Below are 17575 nucleotides of genomic sequence, written 5' to 3'. Positions count from 1 at the left end.
AGGGACTCACGGTATGTTCAACGGCAAATCGATTTTCATCTCCGGCGGCACCGGCTCGTTCGGCCGCAACTTCATCCGTCGTCTGCTGGAGCAGTACCAGCCGCGGCGGGTGGTGGTGTTCTCGCGCGACGAGCTCAAGCAGTACGAGATGCAGCAGACGTTCAACGCGCCGTGCATGCGCTATTTTCTCGGTGATGTCCGGGATGCCGAGCGCTTGCGCCTGGCCATGCGCGGGATCGATTTTGTCGTGCATGCCGCGGCCCTGAAACAGGTGCCGGCGGCCGAGTACAACCCCACCGAGTGCATTCGCACCAACGTCAACGGGGCGGAAAACATCATTGCCGCGGCCATCGATAATGGCGTGCAGAAGGTTGTCGCCCTGTCCACCGACAAGGCGGCCAGCCCGATCAACCTCTATGGGGCCACCAAGCTGCTGTCGGACAAGTTGTTCGTCGCCGCCAACAATATCGCCGGCGAGCAGGCGACCCGCTTTGCCGTGGTGCGCTACGGCAACGTGGCCGGCTCTCGGGGTTCGGTGGTGCCGTTTTTCAACAAGCTGATTGCCGAGGGGGCCCGGGAACTACCGATCACCGACGAGCGCATGACCCGCTTCTGGATCACCCTCGACCATGGTGTGCAGTTCGTGCTCGACAGCTTCGCGCGCATGCACGGTGGTGAAGTGTTCGTACCGAAGATCCCGTCGATCCGCATCGTCGACCTGGCGTCCGGCATGGCCGCGCATCTGCCGCACAAACACGTGGGCATTCGGCCGGGCGAGAAGCTGCATGAGTTGATGGTGCCGCTGGACGACGCGCGCATGACCCTGGAATTCGCCGACCACTACACCATCCAGCCGTCGATTCGTTTCACCAGCGTCGATGTCGATTTCGCGGTTGACGGTCTGGGGGAGCGCGGCAAGGCGGTGGATGAGGACTTCGAATACCGCTCCGATACCAACCCTGACTTCCTGGACGTGATGCAGATTGCCGATCTGCACGCCGGGCTGCCGGTATGACGCCTTATCAGATTCCTTATGGTTGCCAGAGCATCGAACAGGCCGATATCGATGCGGTGGTCGAGGTGCTCAAGTCGCCCTGGTTGACCCAGGGACCGACCATCCCGCGCTTCGAGGCGGCGTTGGCCGAACATTGCCAGGCCGATTTTGCCGTGGCGGTGTGCAATGCCACGGCGGCCTTGCATATCGCCTGCCTGGCGGCGGACCTGGGGCCGGGGGATCGCTTGTGGACCAGCCCGAATACCTTTGTCGCCTCGGCCAACTGCGCTCGCTACTGCGGCGCCGAGGTGGACTTCGTCGACATCGACCCCCTGACCTTGAATCTCGATGCCGGCCTGCTGGCGCGCAAACTTGAGGTTGCCGAGGCCGGCGGGCGGTTGCCCAAGGTGGTGGTGGCCGTGGCCTTTGCCGGCCAGAGTTGCGATATGCGCGCCATCGCCGCATTGTCCGAGCGCTATGGCTTCACGCTGATCGAGGATGCGTCCCATGCGGTCGGCGCGTCCTACCTCGGGCGACCGGTGGGTTGCGGTGCCTTTGCCGCGATGACCATCTTCAGTTTCCATCCGGTGAAGATCATCACCTCGGCCGAAGGCGGCATGGTCCTGACCAATAGCCCCGAACTGGCCGAGCGCCTGCGTCGTCTGCGCAGCCATGGGATCACCGGTGATCCGGCGCAGATGAACGTTCCCGCGCAAGGGCTGTGGTACTACCAGCAACTGGAACTGGGCTTCAATTACCGGATGACCGACCTGCACGCCGCGCTGGGGCTGTCGCAAACGGCCCGGCTCGACAGCTTTGTCGCCCGTCGTCGTGAACTGGCCGGCCGCTATGACCTTTTGCTGGCCGACCTGCCGCTGCAATTGCCGGTGGCCCAGGCGGGTGCCGAGTCCGCCTGGCACCTGTACGTGGTGCGCTTGCAGCTTGAACAGATGAGGGTCAGCCAGCGCGAAGTCTTCGACGCCTTGCGCGCAGCCGGCATCGGGGTGAACCTGCATTACATTCCCGTGCACCTGCAACCTTACTACCGCGAGCAGGGCTTCAAGGACGGTGACTTCCCCGAAGCCGAGCGTTACTTCGGCGAAGCCCTCAGCCTGCCGTTGTTCCCGCTGCTCACCGAGGAGCAGCAGGACTATGTGGTCGAACAATTACGAAATCTTGTCGGTTAAACGACGCTCAATGGCCCGAGGATAAACACCCGACATGCGTGAGTTCAGCGAACAGGAAGTGTTCTGGCGTGGCGAGTTCGGCGATCAATACGTGGGCCGCAACCAGGGGCAGGCGCTGGTCGCCGCCAACCTGGCGCTGTTCGCCAAGGCCCTGGCGCGCACCGGCCGGCTCTCCAGCCTGCTGGAACTGGGCACCAACACCGGCAACAACCTGCTGGCCTTGCACCAGCTCCTGCCCGAGTGTGCCCTGCAGGGCGTGGAGATCAACGCCAAGGCCTGCGAGCAGGCCCGTGATCTGGGCATCGCCGAGATCTGGCACGGCTCGTTGTTCGATTACCCGCGCGAGCGGACCTTCGACCTGACCCTGAGCAAGGGCGTGCTGATCCACCTGGCGCCTGAGCTGCTGGCCACGGCCTATGATCAGCTATACACCCTGAGCGGACGCTATATCCTGATTGCCGAGTACTACAACCCGGTGCCGGTGGAAGTGTCCTATCGTGGTAACAGCGGCAAGTTGTTCAAGCGTGACTTTGCCGGGGAAATGCTCGATCGTTATCCGGACCTGCAACTGCTGGACTACGGCTTCAGTTACCACCGCGATCCGCAGTTTCCGACCGACGATATCAACTGGTTCCTGCTGGAAAAACGCCCTTGACTGCGATTGCAATCATTCCGGCGCGTGGTGGCAGCAAGCGCATCCCGCGCAAGAATCTCAAGCTGTTCCATGGCGAGCCGATGATTGCCCGCTCTATTCGCCTGGCGCTCGATTCGGGGTTGTTCGAGCGGGTGATCGTCAGTACCGATGACGAGGAAATCGCTGCCCTGGCCCGGGCCCGGGGGGCACAGGTGCCGTTTATGCGTCCGGCGGCCCTGGCCGATGATTTCACCGGTACTGCCGCTGTGATCGCCCATGCGGTGGAGGCCTTGCAGCAGGCCGGATACCTGTTTGAGCATGCCTGCTGTATCTACGCCACGGCGCCGTTGTTGCAGGCGCGGTTTTTGCGCCAGGGGCTGGAGCTGCTCGAAGCCCATGCTGAAAGGTCGTTTGCGTTTTCGGTTTGCGAATTCGGTTTTCCGGTACAGCGCGCTTTGACGCTCGGCGCGGATGGCGGGTTGATGCCGCTGTATCCCGAGCATCGACAGACCCGTTCCCAGGATCTGCCCCGTGCCTTCCAGGATGCCGGGCAGTTCTACTGGGGGCACAGCGCGGCCTGGCTGCGGGGCGACGTGCTGTTTTCGGAAAAAAGCCTGCCGGTCATCCTGCCGCGCCATCTGGTCCAGGACATCGACACCGACGAGGATTGGCGGCGCGCCGAGTACCTTTACAGCGCGTTGCTGGCTGGTGGAGAGCTGGAGCCATGAGAGTGTTGATCCGTGCCGATGCCTCGCCGGCCATTGGCAGCGGGCATGTGGCGCGCTGCCTGAGCCTCGCGCAGGTGCTGCGCAGTGGCGGCGCCGAGGTGCTGTTCGCCTGTCGGGCCTTGCCCGGCCACTCGTTGGCACGCATCGCCGAGCAGGGTTTCCGGGCCCTGGCGTTGCCGGCCGAGTACGCAGGCGAGGAGCCCGGTGCGGACATCGAGGCCCCGTTGCCGTGGCAGGCGGATATCGCCGCGCTGGGTGCCTGCCTGGTCACCGAGCCGGTCTTCGACTGGATTATCGTCGATCACTATGGCCTCGATCACGCCTGGCAAACCGCCGCTCGCCAGTGGGCGCGGCAGATTGCGGCGATCGACGACCTGAACAATCGCCAGCATGCCGTGGATCTGCTCTTCGACCAGAATTTCACCGCCGGCGACCCCGAGTACGCCCACCGCTGCTTGCGGCCCTGCCGTGAGCTCTTCGGCCCCCGTTACGCGCTGATTCGTGATGAGTTCCGCCAGGGGGCTGTGCCGATCGTCTTGCAGCCCCGGCGGGTAATGGTGAATTTTGGCGGCCTGGATGCGGCCGGCGAAACCTGGAAGGCCATTCAGGCCCTGGCGGACTTCAACGAGTTGGAAGTGGATTTTATCGCCGGCACCGCCAACCCGATGCTGGCTTCGATCCAGGCCATGGCGGTTGATCGTCCGCAGTGGCGGGTGCAGACTTTTGTCAGCGATTTCGCCGCGCTGATGGCCCGGGCCGATCTGTTTATCGGGGCCGGTGGCGGTACCAGCTGGGAACGTGCGGTCCTCGGCCTGCCGACCCTGTGCATTGCCGTGGCGGAGAATCAGCGGGCGAATGCCGAGCGGCTGGCGGCCGCCGGGGTGCATGTCTACCTGGGCAGCAGCGACGAGGTGACGGTCGACAGCCTGCGCCAGGCCATCGGTTTTGTCCTGGGCAATGTCAGTCTGCGGCGCAGCCTGGCCGCACAGTCGCGGCGTCTGGTGGATGGCCTGGGGGCGCGACGGTTTGCCGTGGCCTTGGCCGGCTCCAGTCTGGCCTTGCGCCGGGTCACGGTCGCGGATTCGCAGTTGTTGTTCGACGGCCGTAACGCCGAGTCGGTACGCCGTGCCTCGTTGAGTTCCGAGCCCATCGGCTGGGAGGCGCATCAGGCCTGGCTGGCCGCGAGCCTGCTCAACCCCGGACGCCTGCTATTGATCGCCGAGGCCGCGGATGGCCCGGTGGGCGTGCTGCGCTACGATCTGGCGGGCAGTCGCGCGGAAGTCTCGCTGTATCTGTTCCAGGGCCGCGCCGGTCTCGGTTGGGGCCGGGCGCTGCTGGCTCGTGGCGAAGCCGTCTTGGGCGAGCACTGGCCGCAGGTGACGGTGATCGACGCCCAGGTACTGCCGGATAATCCGGCTTCCATCGAATTGTTCCGTCACGGCGGTTATGTCCAGTCGGCCTGCCGTTTCGAGCGCGTGGTAAAGGATCAGCACCATGACTAGTTTCAAGATCGGCCAGCGGGTCATAGGCGCGGACGCGCCACCCTTCATCATTGCCGAGATGAGCGGCAACCATAACCAGTCGCTGGAGGTGGCGCTGCGCATTGTCGAAGCGGCGGCCAAGGCCGGTGCCCATGCGCTCAAGCTGCAAACCTATACCGCCGAGACCATGACCCTGGACCTGGACGAAGGCGAGTTCTTTATCCAGGACCCGGCCAGCCTATGGGCTGGCTCGTCGCTCTATGCCTTGTATGAAAAGGCCCATACGCCCTGGGAGTGGCACGCGCCGATCTTCGCCCGTGCCCGGGAGCTGGGCATGTTGGCGTTTTCCACGCCTTTCGATGAAACGGCGGTGGACTTTCTCGAAAGCCTCGACGTGCCGGCCTACAAGATCGCCAGCTTCGAAAACACCGACCTGCCGTTGATCCGGCGTGTGGCCGCGACCGGCAAGCCGCTGATCATTTCCACCGGCATGGCCAGTGTCGCCGAGCTGGATGAGAGCGTGCGCGCCGCCCGGGCTGCCGGTTGCAAGGACCTGGTACTGCTCAAATGCACCAGCACCTACCCGGCCAGCCCGGAAAACAGCCATGTGCGAACCATTCCTCACCTGCGCGAATTGTTCGGCTGCCAGGTCGGCTTGTCCGATCACTCCATGGGCGTGGGGGTGGCGGTAGCCGCGGTGGCCCTGGGGGCAACGGTGGTGGAGAAACATTTCACCCTGGATCGCGCTGATGGCGGGGTGGACTCGAGCTTTTCCCTGGAGCCGGCGGAACTGGCCAGCCTGGTCATCGAGACCGAACGCGCCTGGCAGGCCCTGGGCCAGGTGCACTACGGCGTTACCGAGGCGGAACGCAAGTCCCTGGTGTATCGCCGCTCGCTGTATATCACCCGCGATATGGCCGTGGGGGAAACCTTCAGCGCCGACAACCTGCGGGCGATCCGCCCCGGTCTGGGACTGGCACCCCGGCATCTCGACGCCGTGCTCGGGCGCACGGCCCGACAGGCCCTCAAGCGTGGGACGCCGCTGTCCTGGTCGCTGGTCGAATAGTGTTTTGTCGCGCTGATTCGGCAAAATAGCGTGACCTGCGAGTCATAACGCGCATCTTCACTGTATTGTATCGACCTGGAAGATGGCGCCCGGCTCATAAAGGGTCCGGTGATAGCCTTTTACTCTTCCGGCAGTCGCTCCCCCGTGGGCGGCGTCAAATCTCTGTTTGTCGGCAGCCCTTGGTCCTGGTGAACGAGGGTTTTCAGCTGTTTATTATTGGGAAGCCGTAATGATTGGCATAAAGAGCATTGCGAGCTACGTGCCTGTAGCCGGCGTGGACAATTACGCACAAGGTGCAAAATTCGAGAAGGATGAAGCCTTCATCCTCGGCAAGATCGGTTCGGCCTTCCTGCCACGCAAGGATGACGGTCAGGAAACCTCGGACCTGTGTGTCGAAGCCGTGAATGCGCTGTTCGCCCGCAATCCCGAGCTCAAGCGCGAATCCATCGACGCACTGATCGTGGTCACCCAGAACGGCGATGAGGAAGGCCTGCCGCATACCGCCGCCATCGTCCAGGACAAACTCGGCCTGCCCACCAACGTGGCGGCGTTCGATATTTCCCTGGGTTGCTCCGGTTATGTCTATGGCATCTACGCGATCAAGGGTTTCATGGAAGCGGCGGGTCTGAAGAACGGCCTGTTGGTCACCGCCGACCCGTATTCGAAGATCGTCGATCCGGAAGATCGCAACACCACCATGCTTTTCGGCGATGCGGCGACGGCCACCTGGATGGGTGAAGACGCGCCCTGGCAGTTGGGCAAGGCCAAGTTCGGCACCGACGGGTCCGGCGCGCCGCATCTGAAGGTCAGCAATGGCGTGTTTTTCATGAACGGCCGCCAGGTCTTCAACTTCGCCTTGCTCAAGGTTCCGGCGCACCTGCACGAGTTGCTGGAAGAGTCCGGCCTGCAGGCGGACGATATCGATGCGTTCTGCATTCACCAGGGCAGCGCGGCGATCGTGGATGCCGTGGCGCGGCGTTTCGAGGGCGAGCCGGAGAAGTTCATCAAGGACATGGTTGAGACCGGTAACACGGTGTCGTCGAGTATTCCGTTGTTGCTGGAGAAACATGTCCTGGACTCGACCTGGAAGCGCGTGGCCCTCAGTGGCTTTGGCGTGGGCTTGTCGTGGGGATCGGCGATTATTCATCGGCCTTGATGCCAAGGGTCGCAAAATGGCGCTCCAGGTGAGATAACCTTGAGCGCCATTTTTTTGCGCGGATGTTGAGGGCGGCGGCATGAGCGAAAGTTTCGAGCAGAATCTGCAGGTCATCGGCGACCGTTGGCCGGGTTTGCTGGCGCGGCTATTGGCCGAGGACAGCGAGTCGTTGCCGGTCGAACTGCTGGAAGGGCTGGGCTCGACCCTGAGCGTGGGTGGCATCCAGCTCACCAGTCGGCATGATCGCGTCGCCGAGGCCCGCCTGCAGGCCGCCAGTCTGCCGCCGGACAGCGACTTGTTGCACCTCTACGGCACCGGCTTGGGCGATCTGCAACAGATCCTGCTGGAGCGCCCGACCCTGAAACGCCTATGTGTCCATGTCCTCAATGGCGCGTTGTTCAAGTTGGTGCTGGGGCTGTTGGATCAGCAATCCTGGCTGACCGATCCTCGGGTCGATCTGAGCTACGCCGCCGACCATCCCGAGATTCTCTTGCCGTTTTTTGCCCTGCCGGCCGAACTGGTGCTGGCCGATGATTGCAATGCGCGGATGCGTGATCGTCTGGTCGGCGAAGTACACCTGACCTTCAATAATCGCGAGTTCGATCCGCAGTCCGCGGTTATCGTCCAGCGTCTGCTGGACACCCGCGAGGTGTTTGGCGCGGACCGCGATGTCACCGAGCTGTTTGCGACGCGTCCGGGCCAGCATATCTATGTGATCGGCACCGGGCCGACGCTGGAGCAGCAGTTCGCCAAGCTGCGCGCGATCAGCGAGCAGCCGGACCGGCCGTTGTTCATCAGTGTCGACACTGCCTACCGGCCTTTGCGTGAGCAGGGGATCCGGCCGGATATCGTGGTCAGCATCGACCAGCGCATCGGTTTCCGGCATTTGCCCGTCGAAGCGTCCGACGGTATTCCCCTGGTCTATATGCCGATGAGCGATCCCCAGGTGCTGCACGCCTGGAAAGGCCCGCGTTACGGCGGCTATTCCATCAGTCCGATCTATGCCTCGGTACGTGAGCGGTGCCGGCGCGGCCTGTTGTTCGTCGGCGGCAGCGTGCTGCACCCGGCGGTCGACCTGGCGGTGAAGATGGGCGCGGCGCGCATCACCCTGTTCGGCGCCGACTTCGCCTTCCCGATGAACAAGACCCATGCGGGCTGGAAGGATGGCGATCTCGGCCCGGGTGTCGAGCTGGCGCAGCACTGGGTACTGGACGGCCAGGGGCAACGGGTCAGGACGCAGTTGAACTTCCGTCGTTACCTGGTGGAGTTGGAGCGCTATATCGCCCGTCACCCGCAGGTGGCATTCCTCAACAGCAGCAGGGCAGGGGCGCGGATCGTCGGTACCGGGTTCGACCAGGAGTTTGTCCAATGAGCCGGCTGGCGCAGTGTGTCGAGGATGCCCGCGAATGCGCCGGGCTGTTTCGTCTGGGTCGTGATGTGGAGGCGGCCTTGAACATGGTCGAGGTGTTCGACGCCGCGCAGTTGGCGTTGGCGAGCGCGCCTGGGGAGGTTCGGCAGCAGTGGGCGCAACTGCTGACCCGAATGCTGGTTTGCCAGGAATCCCAGGACTGGTTGGGGCTGGCCGACTGGATGGAGTACGAACTGGTGGGGCTGCTGGAATCGGCGGCAATTCCCTGACGTCATTTTTCCTCCTGGAGCAGGGCGCCAAGCCCTTGTTTTCAAAGGGGTGGCAGGGTGATGGCAAAATTTTTGAAAAAAGCCCTCAAGCAACTTGCAATCCCGACGATAACTATTACGAAGGTTCTCTAGGCCATACCCGGCGCTTGCCAGGGCCGGAAGCCGCAGTACCCAACCAACGAGGATTTCGTCATGGCTTTAAGCGTAAATACTAACGTCACTTCTCTGGCTGTTCAGCAGAACCTGAACCGCGCAGCCGGCTCCCTCTCCACCGCCATGCAGCGCCTGTCTTCCGGCCTGAAAATCAACAGCGCCGCGGACGATGCTGCCGGCCTGCAGATCTCCACTCGTATGAGCAGCCAGATCCGCGGTCAGACCGTTGCGATCAAGAACGCCAACGACGGTATCTCCCTGGCACAGACCGCCGACGGCGCGATGGCAACCGACACCGACATTCTGCAGCGTATGCGTGAACTGGCTGTTCAAGCCCGTAACGGTACCAACAGCACCGCCGACCAGACCGCAACCAACTCCGAATTCGCCCAGATGTCGGACGAATTGACTCGTATCTCCGCGAGCACCCAGATCAACGGCAAGTTCCTGCTGAACGGTACTGCTGGCGTCGTAACCCTGCAAGTGGGTTCCAACACCGGTTCGGCCAACCAGATCAGCCTGACCCTGAGCTCCAAGTTCGACGCCGTCAGCCTGTCCGTGGACAGCGGTACTCTGGTTCTGACCGGTGCTACCAGCGCCGCCGCGGCCTCCAACATCGACAACGCGATCACCGCGATCGACGCTGCAATCGCCGCCATCGGTGCTACCCGTGCCAACCTCGGTGCTTCGCAGAACCGTCTGACCAGCACCATCTCCGTCCTGAACAACGTGACTCAGAACGTGACCGCTGCACAGGGTCGCGTACAAGACACCGACTTCGCCGCTGAAACCGCAGAACTGACCAAGCAGCAAACCCTGCAACAGGCTTCTACCTCGGTTCTGGCTCAGGCCAACCAACTGCCTTCCGCTGTACTGAAGCTGCTTCAGTAATTTCGGAGTGAGTTTTGGCGGGGGGGTGCGCTGGTCGCACTCTCTCGCTTTTTCATGTTGAGAGGTGATAGATATGGACATGAGTGTAAAGCTTGGTCTGTCTTACCCCGCTGTTACGCCGGCCAGTTCCAGTTCTGTTGCCGGCAAGCCGGTATCGGCCACGGCGGCGCCTCAGGCGGATCCGGTAAAACCCGTTTCGGCCACCAGCAATGATTCGGATTCTTCCGACAGACTCAAAAAGGCTGTGCAGGATATCGAGAAGTTCGTTCAATCGATCAAGCGCAACCTGGAATTTTCCATTGACGAGCACTCCGGGCAAGTCGTGGTCAAGGTGATCGCCAGCGACAGCGGCGAGGTGGTTCGACAGATCCCATCCGAGGAAGCCTTGAAACTGGCTGACAGTCTGAGTTCGGCGAGTAATGTGCTGTTTGATGCGAAAGCCTGACAGCTGGCATGAATCGTGTGTGCAGTTGCCTTTGGCGCTGGCAAGGGTCAAAAGACTGGCTGCAAATTGAAGGGAGATAAACATGGCAAGTCCAATTGTACCAACTACGGGCCTGGGTTCCGGCCTGAATATCGGCTCGATCGTGACCGCGTTGGTCAACGCCGATTCAGCTGCCGCGACGCAGCAGATAAGCACGTCGCAAGCAACCAACACGCTGAAGCTTTCCGGCGTGGGTGCGCTGAAAAGTGCGTTGACGACCTTCCAGACCGCACTGGCCGCCCTCAACAGCTCGACCACTCCGCAGTTCGCCGGCTTCTCGGCAACCTCCGGATCGCCGTCCGTATTGACGGCTACCACTGACAATACCGCGGTAGCCGGTAACTACAGTATTACGGTGAATAACCTCGCCACGAGCTCGAAGGTTTCCAGTGCTTCTTTTTCCGGCGGTGCAACCAGTGCCATTCCGAGTGGTACCCTGACCATCAGTCAGAATGGCACTAATTACAATGTCACCATCCCGGCCAATGCAACGCTGCAGAGCACCCGTGATGCGATCAACTCCACGCTGGCGGGCAACGGTATTTCCGCCAACATCGTGACCGACAGTAGCGGCGCGGCGCGTCTTGTGTTCGGCTCCAACACCACTGGCGCGGGTTCCGACTTGTCGGTCAGTGGTATTGCCGGCCTGACAATCGACGGTACCCAGGCAATGGCCAATCCCCCGACAGCTTCAAGCTCGGGCGCGGTCAATGGTCTGGCCAAGGATGCAAGTATCACCATTGATGGCCTGGCGGTTACCAGCAAGACCAATACCGTCACCGGTGCCGTCAGTGGTCTGACACTGAACCTGCTCTCGGGGACTGGAGGCGCGGGTTCTACTTCGGTGGTCACCGTGGGCACCAACACCAGCGGTCTGCAGACCTCGATCCAGACGTTCGTGAGCGCCTACAACAGCTTGATGACGACCATCGGCACCCTCAGTGCCCCGACGACCGACTCCAGTGGCAATAGCAAGCCGGCGGCGTTTACTGGCGACTCCATGCCTCGGGCACTGATTGCCAGTGTCCGTGGCGTGCTCACCACGCCCGGGTCGGGCAATAAGTTGGCGGTGCTCTCGCAACTGGGGGTGGGGACCGATCCGCAGACGGGGCAGTTGAACTTCAACTCCACCACGTTCAATCGGGCCATGACCACCGATGGTCTGAGCGGCCAGGTGCAGACGCTGTTTACCGGGACCACCGCCAACGCGGGGGCGGACGGTGTGCTGGCACGGATGACCGCGGCGATCGCCCCCTACGTCCAGACCGGCGGTTTGCTCGATCAGCGCAGCACCAGCTTGAACACCCAGGCCAGTGCCCTGGCGAGTCAGCAGGCGGCACTGGATTTGCATGTCACCAGCCTGACTGCGACCCTGACGGCCAAGTACAACGCCATGGACGCGTTGGTCGGGCAGTTGAAGGCGACGGGGGACAGCATCACGGCGTTCTTCACTTCGTTGACCGCGCAGAAGTCGGGCTAACTTCCGATGGATCGCCAAAAACCCGGCTGCGTTTAGCGCGTGCCGGGTTTTTGCCTTCTGGGTCTAAAGTTTTATGACTCAAAGGCGATACACTTCTTATACGAACCCTGAGTGTTAAAGAGGTAGAACATGAATCCGATGCTAGCCCTTCGGCAATACCAGAAGGTGGGAGCCCAGGCTCAGACCTCCGAGGCCAGTCCTCACCGTCTGGTGCAGATGTTGATGGAAGGTGGCCTGGATCGTATCGCCCAGGCCAAAGGTGCCATCGAGCGCAAGGACATCCCCGCCAAGGGAGTCGCCATCGGCAAGGCCATCGATATTGTCGGTGGTTTGCGCGAGGGCCTGGATCTGGAAAAGTCAGCCGATTCGCTGACCGATCTGGACAATCTTTACGCCTATATGATGACGCGCCTGCTGCAAGCCAATGTAAACTCGGACATCGGGATGCTCGACGAAGTCGCCGGCCTGCTGACAACGGTCAAGGAAGGTTGGGACGCTATCGCACCACCGGGTCCGCAGTTCTAAGGAGCGCATCATGAGTCTCGTACTGCAGCGTATCGAAGAAACCCGCGAAGCCCTGGTAAGGGCTTTGGCCGAGCGTGACTGGGAGGCCATCACCCAGCTGGACCTGGCCTGCCGCGCTTGCATGGAAGATGTGCTGGGCGAGACGGGGTTGGACGAGGATGCGCTGCGCGTCAAGCTTGAGGAGTTGTTGCACGTCTATCGTCAGTTGCTGGAAGCAGCGATGACCGAACGTCAGTCAATAGTCGATGAGATGTCGAAGATCCAGCAAGCAAGGAACGCCGCAAAGGTTTACCATCTGTTCGGTTAATGTTGGGTTAATCGAACCGTATTGCGCCATAAATTTGACTATGTACGCTTTTTTGACTTAACTAGTGCTGTTTCCAGATTTCAGTCGTCCTTGGAGGCCCTGTCCGGCCTCGGATGTCTAGCTTGCCCCACCCATACCGGGCATCGAGTTGACTAGGGAAGTTGCTATTGCATGTGGCGTGAAACCAAAATTCTGCTGATCGATGACGATAGCGTTCGCCGCCGCGACCTGGCGGTGATCTTAAATTTTCTCGGCGAAGAAAATATTTCCTGCACCAGCGATGACTGGCAGCAGATGGTCGGCCCCTTGTCGTCCAGTCGTGAGGTATTGTGCGTCCTGATCGGGACGGTCAATGCCGTGAGCGGACTGACAGGCTTGCTTAGGACACTGTCAACCTGGGATGAGTTCCTTCCCGTGTTGCTTCTCGGCGAAATTTCTTCTGCCGACCTGCCCGAAGACCAGCGTCGCCGGGTCCTGTCCAGCCTGGAGATGCCACCCAGCTACAGCAAGTTGCTCGACTCCCTGCACCGCGCCCAGGTCTATCGCGAGATGTATGACCAGGCCCGTGAGCGCGGCCGGCAGCGCGAGCCCAACCTGTTCCGCAGCCTGGTCGGCACCAGTCGTGCCATCCAGCATGTGCGCCAGATGATGCAGCAAGTGGCCGACACCGACGCCAGCGTGCTGATCCTTGGCGAGTCCGGCACCGGCAAGGAAGTGGTGGCGCGCAACCTGCACTATCACTCCAAGCGACGCGACGCGCCGTTCGTACCGGTCAACTGCGGGGCGATCCCGGCCGAGTTGCTGGAAAGCGAACTGTTCGGTCACGAGAAGGGCGCCTTTACCGGGGCCATCACCACCCGTGCCGGGCGTTTCGAGCTGGCCAACGGCGGTACCCTGTTCCTCGACGAGATCGGTGACATGCCGCTGCCGATGCAGGTCAAGCTGTTGCGCGTGCTGCAGGAGCGTACCTTCGAGCGCGTGGGCAGCAACAAGACCCAGAGCATCGATGTGCGCATCATCGCGGCCACCCACAAGAACCTCGAAAGCATGATCGAGGTCGGCAGTTTTCGCGAAGATCTCTACTACCGCCTGAACGTGTTCCCCATCGAGATGGCGCCGCTGCGTGAGCGGGTCGAAGACATTCCGTTGCTGATGAACGAATTGATCTCGCGCATGGAACACGAAAAGCGCGGTTCCATTCGCTTCAATTCGGCGGCGATCATGTCGCTGTGCCGTCACGCCTGGCCGGGCAACGTCCGCGAGCTGGCCAACCTGGTGGAGCGCATGGCGATCATGCATCCGTATGGGGTGATCGGCGTCGCCGAGCTGCCGAAAAAATTCCGCTACGTCGATGACGAAGACGAGCAACTGGTGGACAGCCTGCGCAGCGATCTCGAAGAGCGGGTCGCGATCAACGGCCATACCCCGGACTTCACCACTTCGGCAATGCTGCCGCCCGAAGGCCTGGACCTCAAGGACTACCTAGGTGGCCTCGAGCAGGGCCTGATCCAGCAAGCGCTGGACGACGCCAATGGCATCGTGGCGCGCGCCGCCGAGCGCCTGCGTATCCGTCGCACCACCCTGGTGGAGAAGATGCGCAAGTACGGGATGAGTCGTCGTGAGGGTGATGAACAGGCGGATGATTGACGCCTGTTTTTCAAGCTGCTGAAAAATGGCTGGTTTTTTTTCGGCACGGGTATTGCTAAGCCTCTTGTAACGTTCCGTTTAAATGACGGTCAGCCAAGCGAGAGAGCACCATGCCCCAAGCCGCCCCGATGTCACCTGTCCCTGAAGCCTCGGGATCTTCGTCGTCCGTCGAGCAGGCCGGTCGGTTGGGTCTGGAGCAGGCTTTCTCGCTGTTCAGTCAGATGTCGACACAACTCAACGATTCCTACAGCCTGCTTGAAGCCCGGGTCACCGAGCTCAAGGGCGAGCTGGCCGTGGTCAGCGCCCAGCGAATGGCCGAACTGGCGGAAAAAGAGCGCTTGGCCAATCGTTTGCAGAACCTGCTCGACCTGTTGCCGGGCGGGGTCATCGTCATCGATTCCCTGGGGATCGTCAGCGAAGCCAATCCGGCGGCCCGGGAGTTGCTCGGCCTGCCTCTGGTCGGCGAGCTCTGGCGTCAGGTGATCGCTCGTTGCTTTGCTCCACGTGAAGACGACGGTCATGAGATCTCCCTCAAGGACGGCCGGCGTCTGTCGATCTCCACCCGCTCGCTGGATGCCGAGCCGGGACAGTTGGTGCTGCTCAATGACCTGACTGAAACCCGTCGCCTGCAGGATCAACTGGCCCGGCACGAGCGCCTGTCCTCGCTCGGGCGCATGGTTGCGTCCCTCGCGCACCAGATCCGTACGCCGCTCTCGGCGGCGTTGCTCTATGCCAGCCATCTCGCCGAGCAGGCCTTGCCGGTCGAGACCCAGCAACGCTTTGCCGGGCGCTTGAAGGAGCGCCTGCATGAGTTGGAGCACCAGGTCCGCGATATGCTGGTGTTCGCCCGTGGCGAGCTGCCGCTGACCGATCGGCTGACGCCCAATGGTTTGATGCAGGCGCTGCAGGCAGCGGCGCAGACCCATGTCCAGGGCGCCGCGGTGCGCTGGCAGTGCGACAGTCATGTCGGTGAGTTGCTGTGCAATCGCGACACCCTGGTGGGCGCGCTGCTGAACCTGATCGAAAACGCCCAGCAGGCCGCCACCGGCCAGGTGCGCCTGAAGGTGCACCTGTACGCCCGTGGCGCGACCTTGCGCCTGTGCGTCAGTGACAATGGCTCGGGTATCGACCCGACCGTGCTGCTGCGCCTGGGCGAACCCTTCTTTACCACCAAGACCACCGGCACCGGCCTCGGCCTGGCGGTGGTCAAGGCCGTTGCCCGGGCGCATCAGGGCGACATGCAATTACAATCGCGGCTGGGGCGTGGCACCTGTGCGATGGTCTGCCTGCCGCTGATTCCTGGCGCCATGGAGGAGGCTCAACAATGAGACCGCTGCTCAAGGTCCTGCTGGTCGAGGACGATCATGCCTTGCGTGAGGCGCTGGCCGATACCTTGCTGCTGGCCGGGCATCGGTTCCACGCGGTCGGTTCGGCCGAGGAAGCACTGGAGGCGGTGGCCGCGGAGTCGTTCGGCCTGGTGATCAGTGACGTCAATATGCCGGGCATGGACGGGCATCAGTTGCTCGGCCTGCTGCGCGCGCGCCAGCCGCAATTGCCGGTATTGCTGATGACCGCCCACGGGGCGGTGGAGCGGGCGGTGGATGCGATGCGCCAGGGCGCGGCCGATTATCTGGTCAAACCGTTCGAGCCCAAGGCCCTGCTCGATCTGGTGGCGCGGCATGCCCTGGGGCAGCCGGGCGCGTCGGACAGCGAGGGGCCGATCGCCTCGGAGCCGGCCAGTGCGCAGTTGCTCGAGCTGGCGGCGCGGGTGGCGCGCAGCGATTCGACGGTGCTGATTTCTGGCGAGTCCGGCACCGGCAAGGAGGTGCTGGCGCGGTATATCCACCAGCAATCACCCCGTGCCAGCCAGCCGTTTATCGCCATCAACTGCGCGGCGATTCCCGACAATATGCTTGAGGCCACCCTGTTCGGCCACGAAAAAGGCTCGTTCACGGGGGCCATCGCGGCCCAGGCCGGCAAGTTCGAGCAGGCCGATGGCGGGACCATCCTGCTCGATGAGATTTCCGAAATGCCCCTGGGTCTCCAGGCCAAGCTGCTGCGTGTGCTCCAGGAGCGCGAGGTCGAGCGGGTCGGTGCACGCAAACCGATCACCCTGGATATCCGCGTGGTGGCCACCACCAACCGCGACCTGGCGGGAGAAGTGGCGGCGGGACGCTTCCGTGAGGACCTTTACTATCGCCTGTCGGTTTTTCCGCTGGCCTGGCGTCCGTTGCGCGAGCGTACCGCCGATATTCTGCCGTTGGCCGAACGTCTACTTGCCAAGCACAGCGCCAAAATGAAACATGCCTCTGTTCGACTGTCGGCCCAGGCGCAGGCTTGTCTGATCGGCTATCCGTGGCCGGGCAATGTGCGCGAGCTGGACAATGCGATCCAGCGGGCGCTGATCCTGCAGCAGGGTGGGCTGATCCAGGCCGAGGATTTCTGCCTGGCCGGCCCGGTCGGCGCGGCGCCGCTGCCAGGGCTTGTGCTGACCAACCGGTCGTCTGTCGGCGAGCCGGTGCTGGTCGAGGCGGTAGCGGGTGAGCAGGCGGGTGGCCTGGGCGACGACCTGCGTCGGCGCGAATTCCAGATGATCATCGACACCCTGCGCGCCGAGCGCGGGCGGCGCAAGGAGGCCGCCGAGCGACTGGGTATCAGCCCGCGTACGCTGCGCTACAAACTGGCGCAGATGCGCGATGCCGGAATGGATGTCGAGGCCTATCTGTTTGCCAGCTAGGCCGATTCGGGCTTGTGCGTCGTGTATCGGATTTTGTTCGAGAACGACAAGGAGCTGGCACCCTTGTTGCTAACCCTTCACTAACAGCTGCACAAGTGTCAAAAAAATGCAGGCCGCCGGAGAGAGACGTTCATGAGCCAGGGTGTTGAATTTAATCGATTGATGCTGGACATGCGCTCCATGCAAATGGATGCCATGGCTCAACCCAAATCGGCTGTGGCCGCGCCGGAAGTCAGTGGCAGCAGCTTTTCCGATTTGCTCGGCAATGCCATCAACAAGGTCAACGACGTGCAGCAAGCCTCTGGCCAGCTGTCCACGGCGTTCGAAATCGGCAAGAGCGGTGTCGACCTGACGGACGTCATGATCGCCTCGCAGAAAGCCAGTGTCTCGTTCCAGGCCTTGACCCAGGTGCGCAACAAGCTGGTCCAGGCGTATCAAGACATCATGCAGATGCCGGTCTAAGGGTT

The 17575-nt window shown here is 62.2% G+C and carries 18 protein-coding genes; all 18 read left to right on the top strand.

Annotated features, from left to right (window positions below; all coding sequences use genetic code 11):
• The first annotated feature begins 13 nt into the window (after positions 1-13).
• The 18 genes from pseB to fliE all read left to right on the top strand — a co-directional run bounded on the left by pseB (position 14) and on the right by fliE (position 17570).
• Positions 14-1015, top strand: coding sequence for a UDP-N-acetylglucosamine 4,6-dehydratase (inverting) (pseB, locus tag M5C01_RS09760; protein ID WP_103495977.1), 1002 nt, complete (start codon positions 14-16; stop codon positions 1013-1015).
• Positions 1012-2181, top strand: coding sequence for a UDP-4-amino-4,6-dideoxy-N-acetyl-beta-L-altrosamine transaminase (gene pseC, locus M5C01_RS09755; RefSeq protein ID WP_103495976.1), 1170 nt, complete (start codon positions 1012-1014; stop codon positions 2179-2181). The genes pseB and pseC overlap by 4 nt, the downstream gene beginning before the upstream one ends.
• Before the next feature lie 34 nt (positions 2182-2215).
• On the top strand, positions 2216-2836 hold the full coding sequence (locus M5C01_RS09750) for a pseudaminic acid biosynthesis-associated methylase (protein ID WP_152738474.1): 621 nt from the start codon (positions 2216-2218) through the stop codon (positions 2834-2836).
• Positions 2833-3543 (top strand): pseudaminic acid cytidylyltransferase, encoded by a 711-nt coding sequence (pseF, locus tag M5C01_RS09745; RefSeq protein WP_152738477.1) that lies wholly within the window; start codon positions 2833-2835, stop codon positions 3541-3543. The genes M5C01_RS09750 and pseF overlap by 4 nt, the downstream gene beginning before the upstream one ends.
• Entirely contained in the window at positions 3540-5045 is a 1506-nt protein-coding gene (gene pseG / locus M5C01_RS09740; protein ID WP_152738480.1) for a UDP-2,4-diacetamido-2,4,6-trideoxy-beta-L-altropyranose hydrolase, read from the top strand. The genes pseF and pseG overlap by 4 nt, the downstream gene beginning before the upstream one ends.
• Positions 5038-6090, top strand: coding sequence for a pseudaminic acid synthase (gene pseI, locus M5C01_RS09735; RefSeq protein ID WP_152738483.1), 1053 nt, complete (start codon positions 5038-5040; stop codon positions 6088-6090). Before pseG ends, pseI begins: the two co-directional genes overlap by 8 nt.
• Positions 6091-6319: 229 nt before the next feature.
• Positions 6320-7246 (top strand): ketoacyl-ACP synthase III, encoded by a 927-nt coding sequence (locus M5C01_RS09730; RefSeq protein WP_103495971.1) that lies wholly within the window; start codon positions 6320-6322, stop codon positions 7244-7246.
• A 79-nt stretch (positions 7247-7325) separates the two neighbouring features.
• Positions 7326-8618, top strand: a complete 1293-nt coding sequence (locus M5C01_RS09725; RefSeq protein ID WP_152738488.1) for a 6-hydroxymethylpterin diphosphokinase MptE-like protein — start codon at positions 7326-7328, stop codon at positions 8616-8618.
• Positions 8615-8884 (top strand): hypothetical protein, encoded by a 270-nt coding sequence (locus M5C01_RS09720; RefSeq protein ID WP_152738491.1) that lies wholly within the window; start codon positions 8615-8617, stop codon positions 8882-8884. The genes M5C01_RS09725 and M5C01_RS09720 overlap by 4 nt, the downstream gene beginning before the upstream one ends.
• 192 nt (positions 8885-9076) lie before the next feature.
• Complete coding sequence (locus M5C01_RS09715; RefSeq protein ID WP_152738494.1) at positions 9077-9928, top strand: flagellin domain-containing protein; 852 nt, start codon at positions 9077-9079, stop codon at positions 9926-9928.
• Positions 9929-10001: 73 nt separating this feature from the next.
• Positions 10002-10373, top strand: a complete 372-nt coding sequence (locus M5C01_RS09710) for a flagellar protein FlaG (protein WP_152738497.1) — start codon at positions 10002-10004, stop codon at positions 10371-10373.
• Positions 10374-10455: 82 nt separating this feature from the next.
• Entirely contained in the window at positions 10456-11892 is a 1437-nt protein-coding gene (gene fliD, locus M5C01_RS09705) for a flagellar filament capping protein FliD (protein WP_152738500.1), read from the top strand.
• Between the two features lie 129 nt (positions 11893-12021).
• Positions 12022-12417 carry a flagellar export chaperone FliS gene (gene fliS, locus M5C01_RS09700; RefSeq protein WP_103495966.1) on the top strand — a complete coding sequence of 132 codons (396 nt, stop codon included), beginning with the start codon at positions 12022-12024 and terminating at the stop codon, positions 12415-12417.
• A 10-nt stretch (positions 12418-12427) separates the two neighbouring features.
• Positions 12428-12724, top strand: coding sequence for a flagellar protein FliT (locus tag M5C01_RS09695; protein ID WP_152738503.1), 297 nt, complete (start codon positions 12428-12430; stop codon positions 12722-12724).
• A gap of 171 nt (positions 12725-12895) precedes the next feature.
• Complete coding sequence (locus M5C01_RS09690) at positions 12896-14371, top strand: sigma-54 dependent transcriptional regulator (protein WP_103495964.1); 1476 nt, start codon at positions 12896-12898, stop codon at positions 14369-14371.
• Between the two features lie 128 nt (positions 14372-14499).
• A complete protein-coding gene (locus M5C01_RS09685; RefSeq protein WP_248764309.1) occupies positions 14500-15699 on the top strand; it encodes an ATP-binding protein in 1200 nt (399 codons plus the stop codon).
• Complete coding sequence (gene fleR / locus M5C01_RS09680) at positions 15696-17108, top strand: sigma-54-dependent response regulator transcription factor FleR (RefSeq protein WP_152738509.1); 1413 nt, start codon at positions 15696-15698, stop codon at positions 17106-17108. The genes M5C01_RS09685 and fleR overlap by 4 nt, the downstream gene beginning before the upstream one ends.
• A 132-nt stretch (positions 17109-17240) precedes the next feature.
• Complete coding sequence (gene fliE / locus M5C01_RS09675; RefSeq protein ID WP_103495961.1) at positions 17241-17570, top strand: flagellar hook-basal body complex protein FliE; 330 nt, start codon at positions 17241-17243, stop codon at positions 17568-17570.
• The last annotated feature ends 5 nt before the right edge of the window (positions 17571-17575 follow it).

The organism is Pseudomonas sp. MWU12-2319, assembly GCF_023242525.1.
GTDB classification, from domain to species: Bacteria; Pseudomonadota; Gammaproteobacteria; order Pseudomonadales; family Pseudomonadaceae; genus Aquipseudomonas; species Aquipseudomonas gingeri_D.
This window is presented reverse-complemented; position numbering and strand designations above follow the sequence as displayed.

Bases quoted from the DNA above. Each gene is read 5' to 3' on its own strand.
- pseB (WP_103495977.1), top strand. From the start codon at position 14: ATGTTCAACGGCAAATCGATTTTCATCTCCGGCGGCACCGGCTCGTTC.
- pseC (WP_103495976.1), top strand. From the start codon at position 1,012: ATGACGCCTTATCAGATTCCTTATGGTTGCCAGAGCATCGAACAGGCC.
- M5C01_RS09750 (WP_152738474.1), top strand. From the start codon at position 2,216: ATGCGTGAGTTCAGCGAACAGGAAGTGTTCTGGCGTGGCGAGTTCGGC.
- pseG (WP_152738480.1), top strand. From the start codon at position 3,540: ATGAGAGTGTTGATCCGTGCCGATGCCTCGCCGGCCATTGGCAGCGGG.
- pseI (WP_152738483.1), top strand. From the start codon at position 5,038: ATGACTAGTTTCAAGATCGGCCAGCGGGTCATAGGCGCGGACGCGCCA.
- M5C01_RS09730 (WP_103495971.1), top strand. From the start codon at position 6,320: ATGATTGGCATAAAGAGCATTGCGAGCTACGTGCCTGTAGCCGGCGTG.
- M5C01_RS09725 (WP_152738488.1), top strand. From the start codon at position 7,326: ATGAGCGAAAGTTTCGAGCAGAATCTGCAGGTCATCGGCGACCGTTGG.
- M5C01_RS09720 (WP_152738491.1), top strand. From the start codon at position 8,615: ATGAGCCGGCTGGCGCAGTGTGTCGAGGATGCCCGCGAATGCGCCGGG.
- M5C01_RS09715 (WP_152738494.1), top strand. From the start codon at position 9,077: ATGGCTTTAAGCGTAAATACTAACGTCACTTCTCTGGCTGTTCAGCAG.
- M5C01_RS09710 (WP_152738497.1), top strand. From the start codon at position 10,002: ATGGACATGAGTGTAAAGCTTGGTCTGTCTTACCCCGCTGTTACGCCG.
- fliD (WP_152738500.1), top strand. From the start codon at position 10,456: ATGGCAAGTCCAATTGTACCAACTACGGGCCTGGGTTCCGGCCTGAAT.
- fliS (WP_103495966.1), top strand. From the start codon at position 12,022: ATGAATCCGATGCTAGCCCTTCGGCAATACCAGAAGGTGGGAGCCCAG.
- M5C01_RS09695 (WP_152738503.1), top strand. From the start codon at position 12,428: ATGAGTCTCGTACTGCAGCGTATCGAAGAAACCCGCGAAGCCCTGGTA.
- M5C01_RS09690 (WP_103495964.1), top strand. From the start codon at position 12,896: ATGTGGCGTGAAACCAAAATTCTGCTGATCGATGACGATAGCGTTCGC.
- M5C01_RS09685 (WP_248764309.1), top strand. From the start codon at position 14,500: ATGTCACCTGTCCCTGAAGCCTCGGGATCTTCGTCGTCCGTCGAGCAG.
- fleR (WP_152738509.1), top strand. From the start codon at position 15,696: ATGAGACCGCTGCTCAAGGTCCTGCTGGTCGAGGACGATCATGCCTTG.
- fliE (WP_103495961.1), top strand. From the start codon at position 17,241: ATGAGCCAGGGTGTTGAATTTAATCGATTGATGCTGGACATGCGCTCC.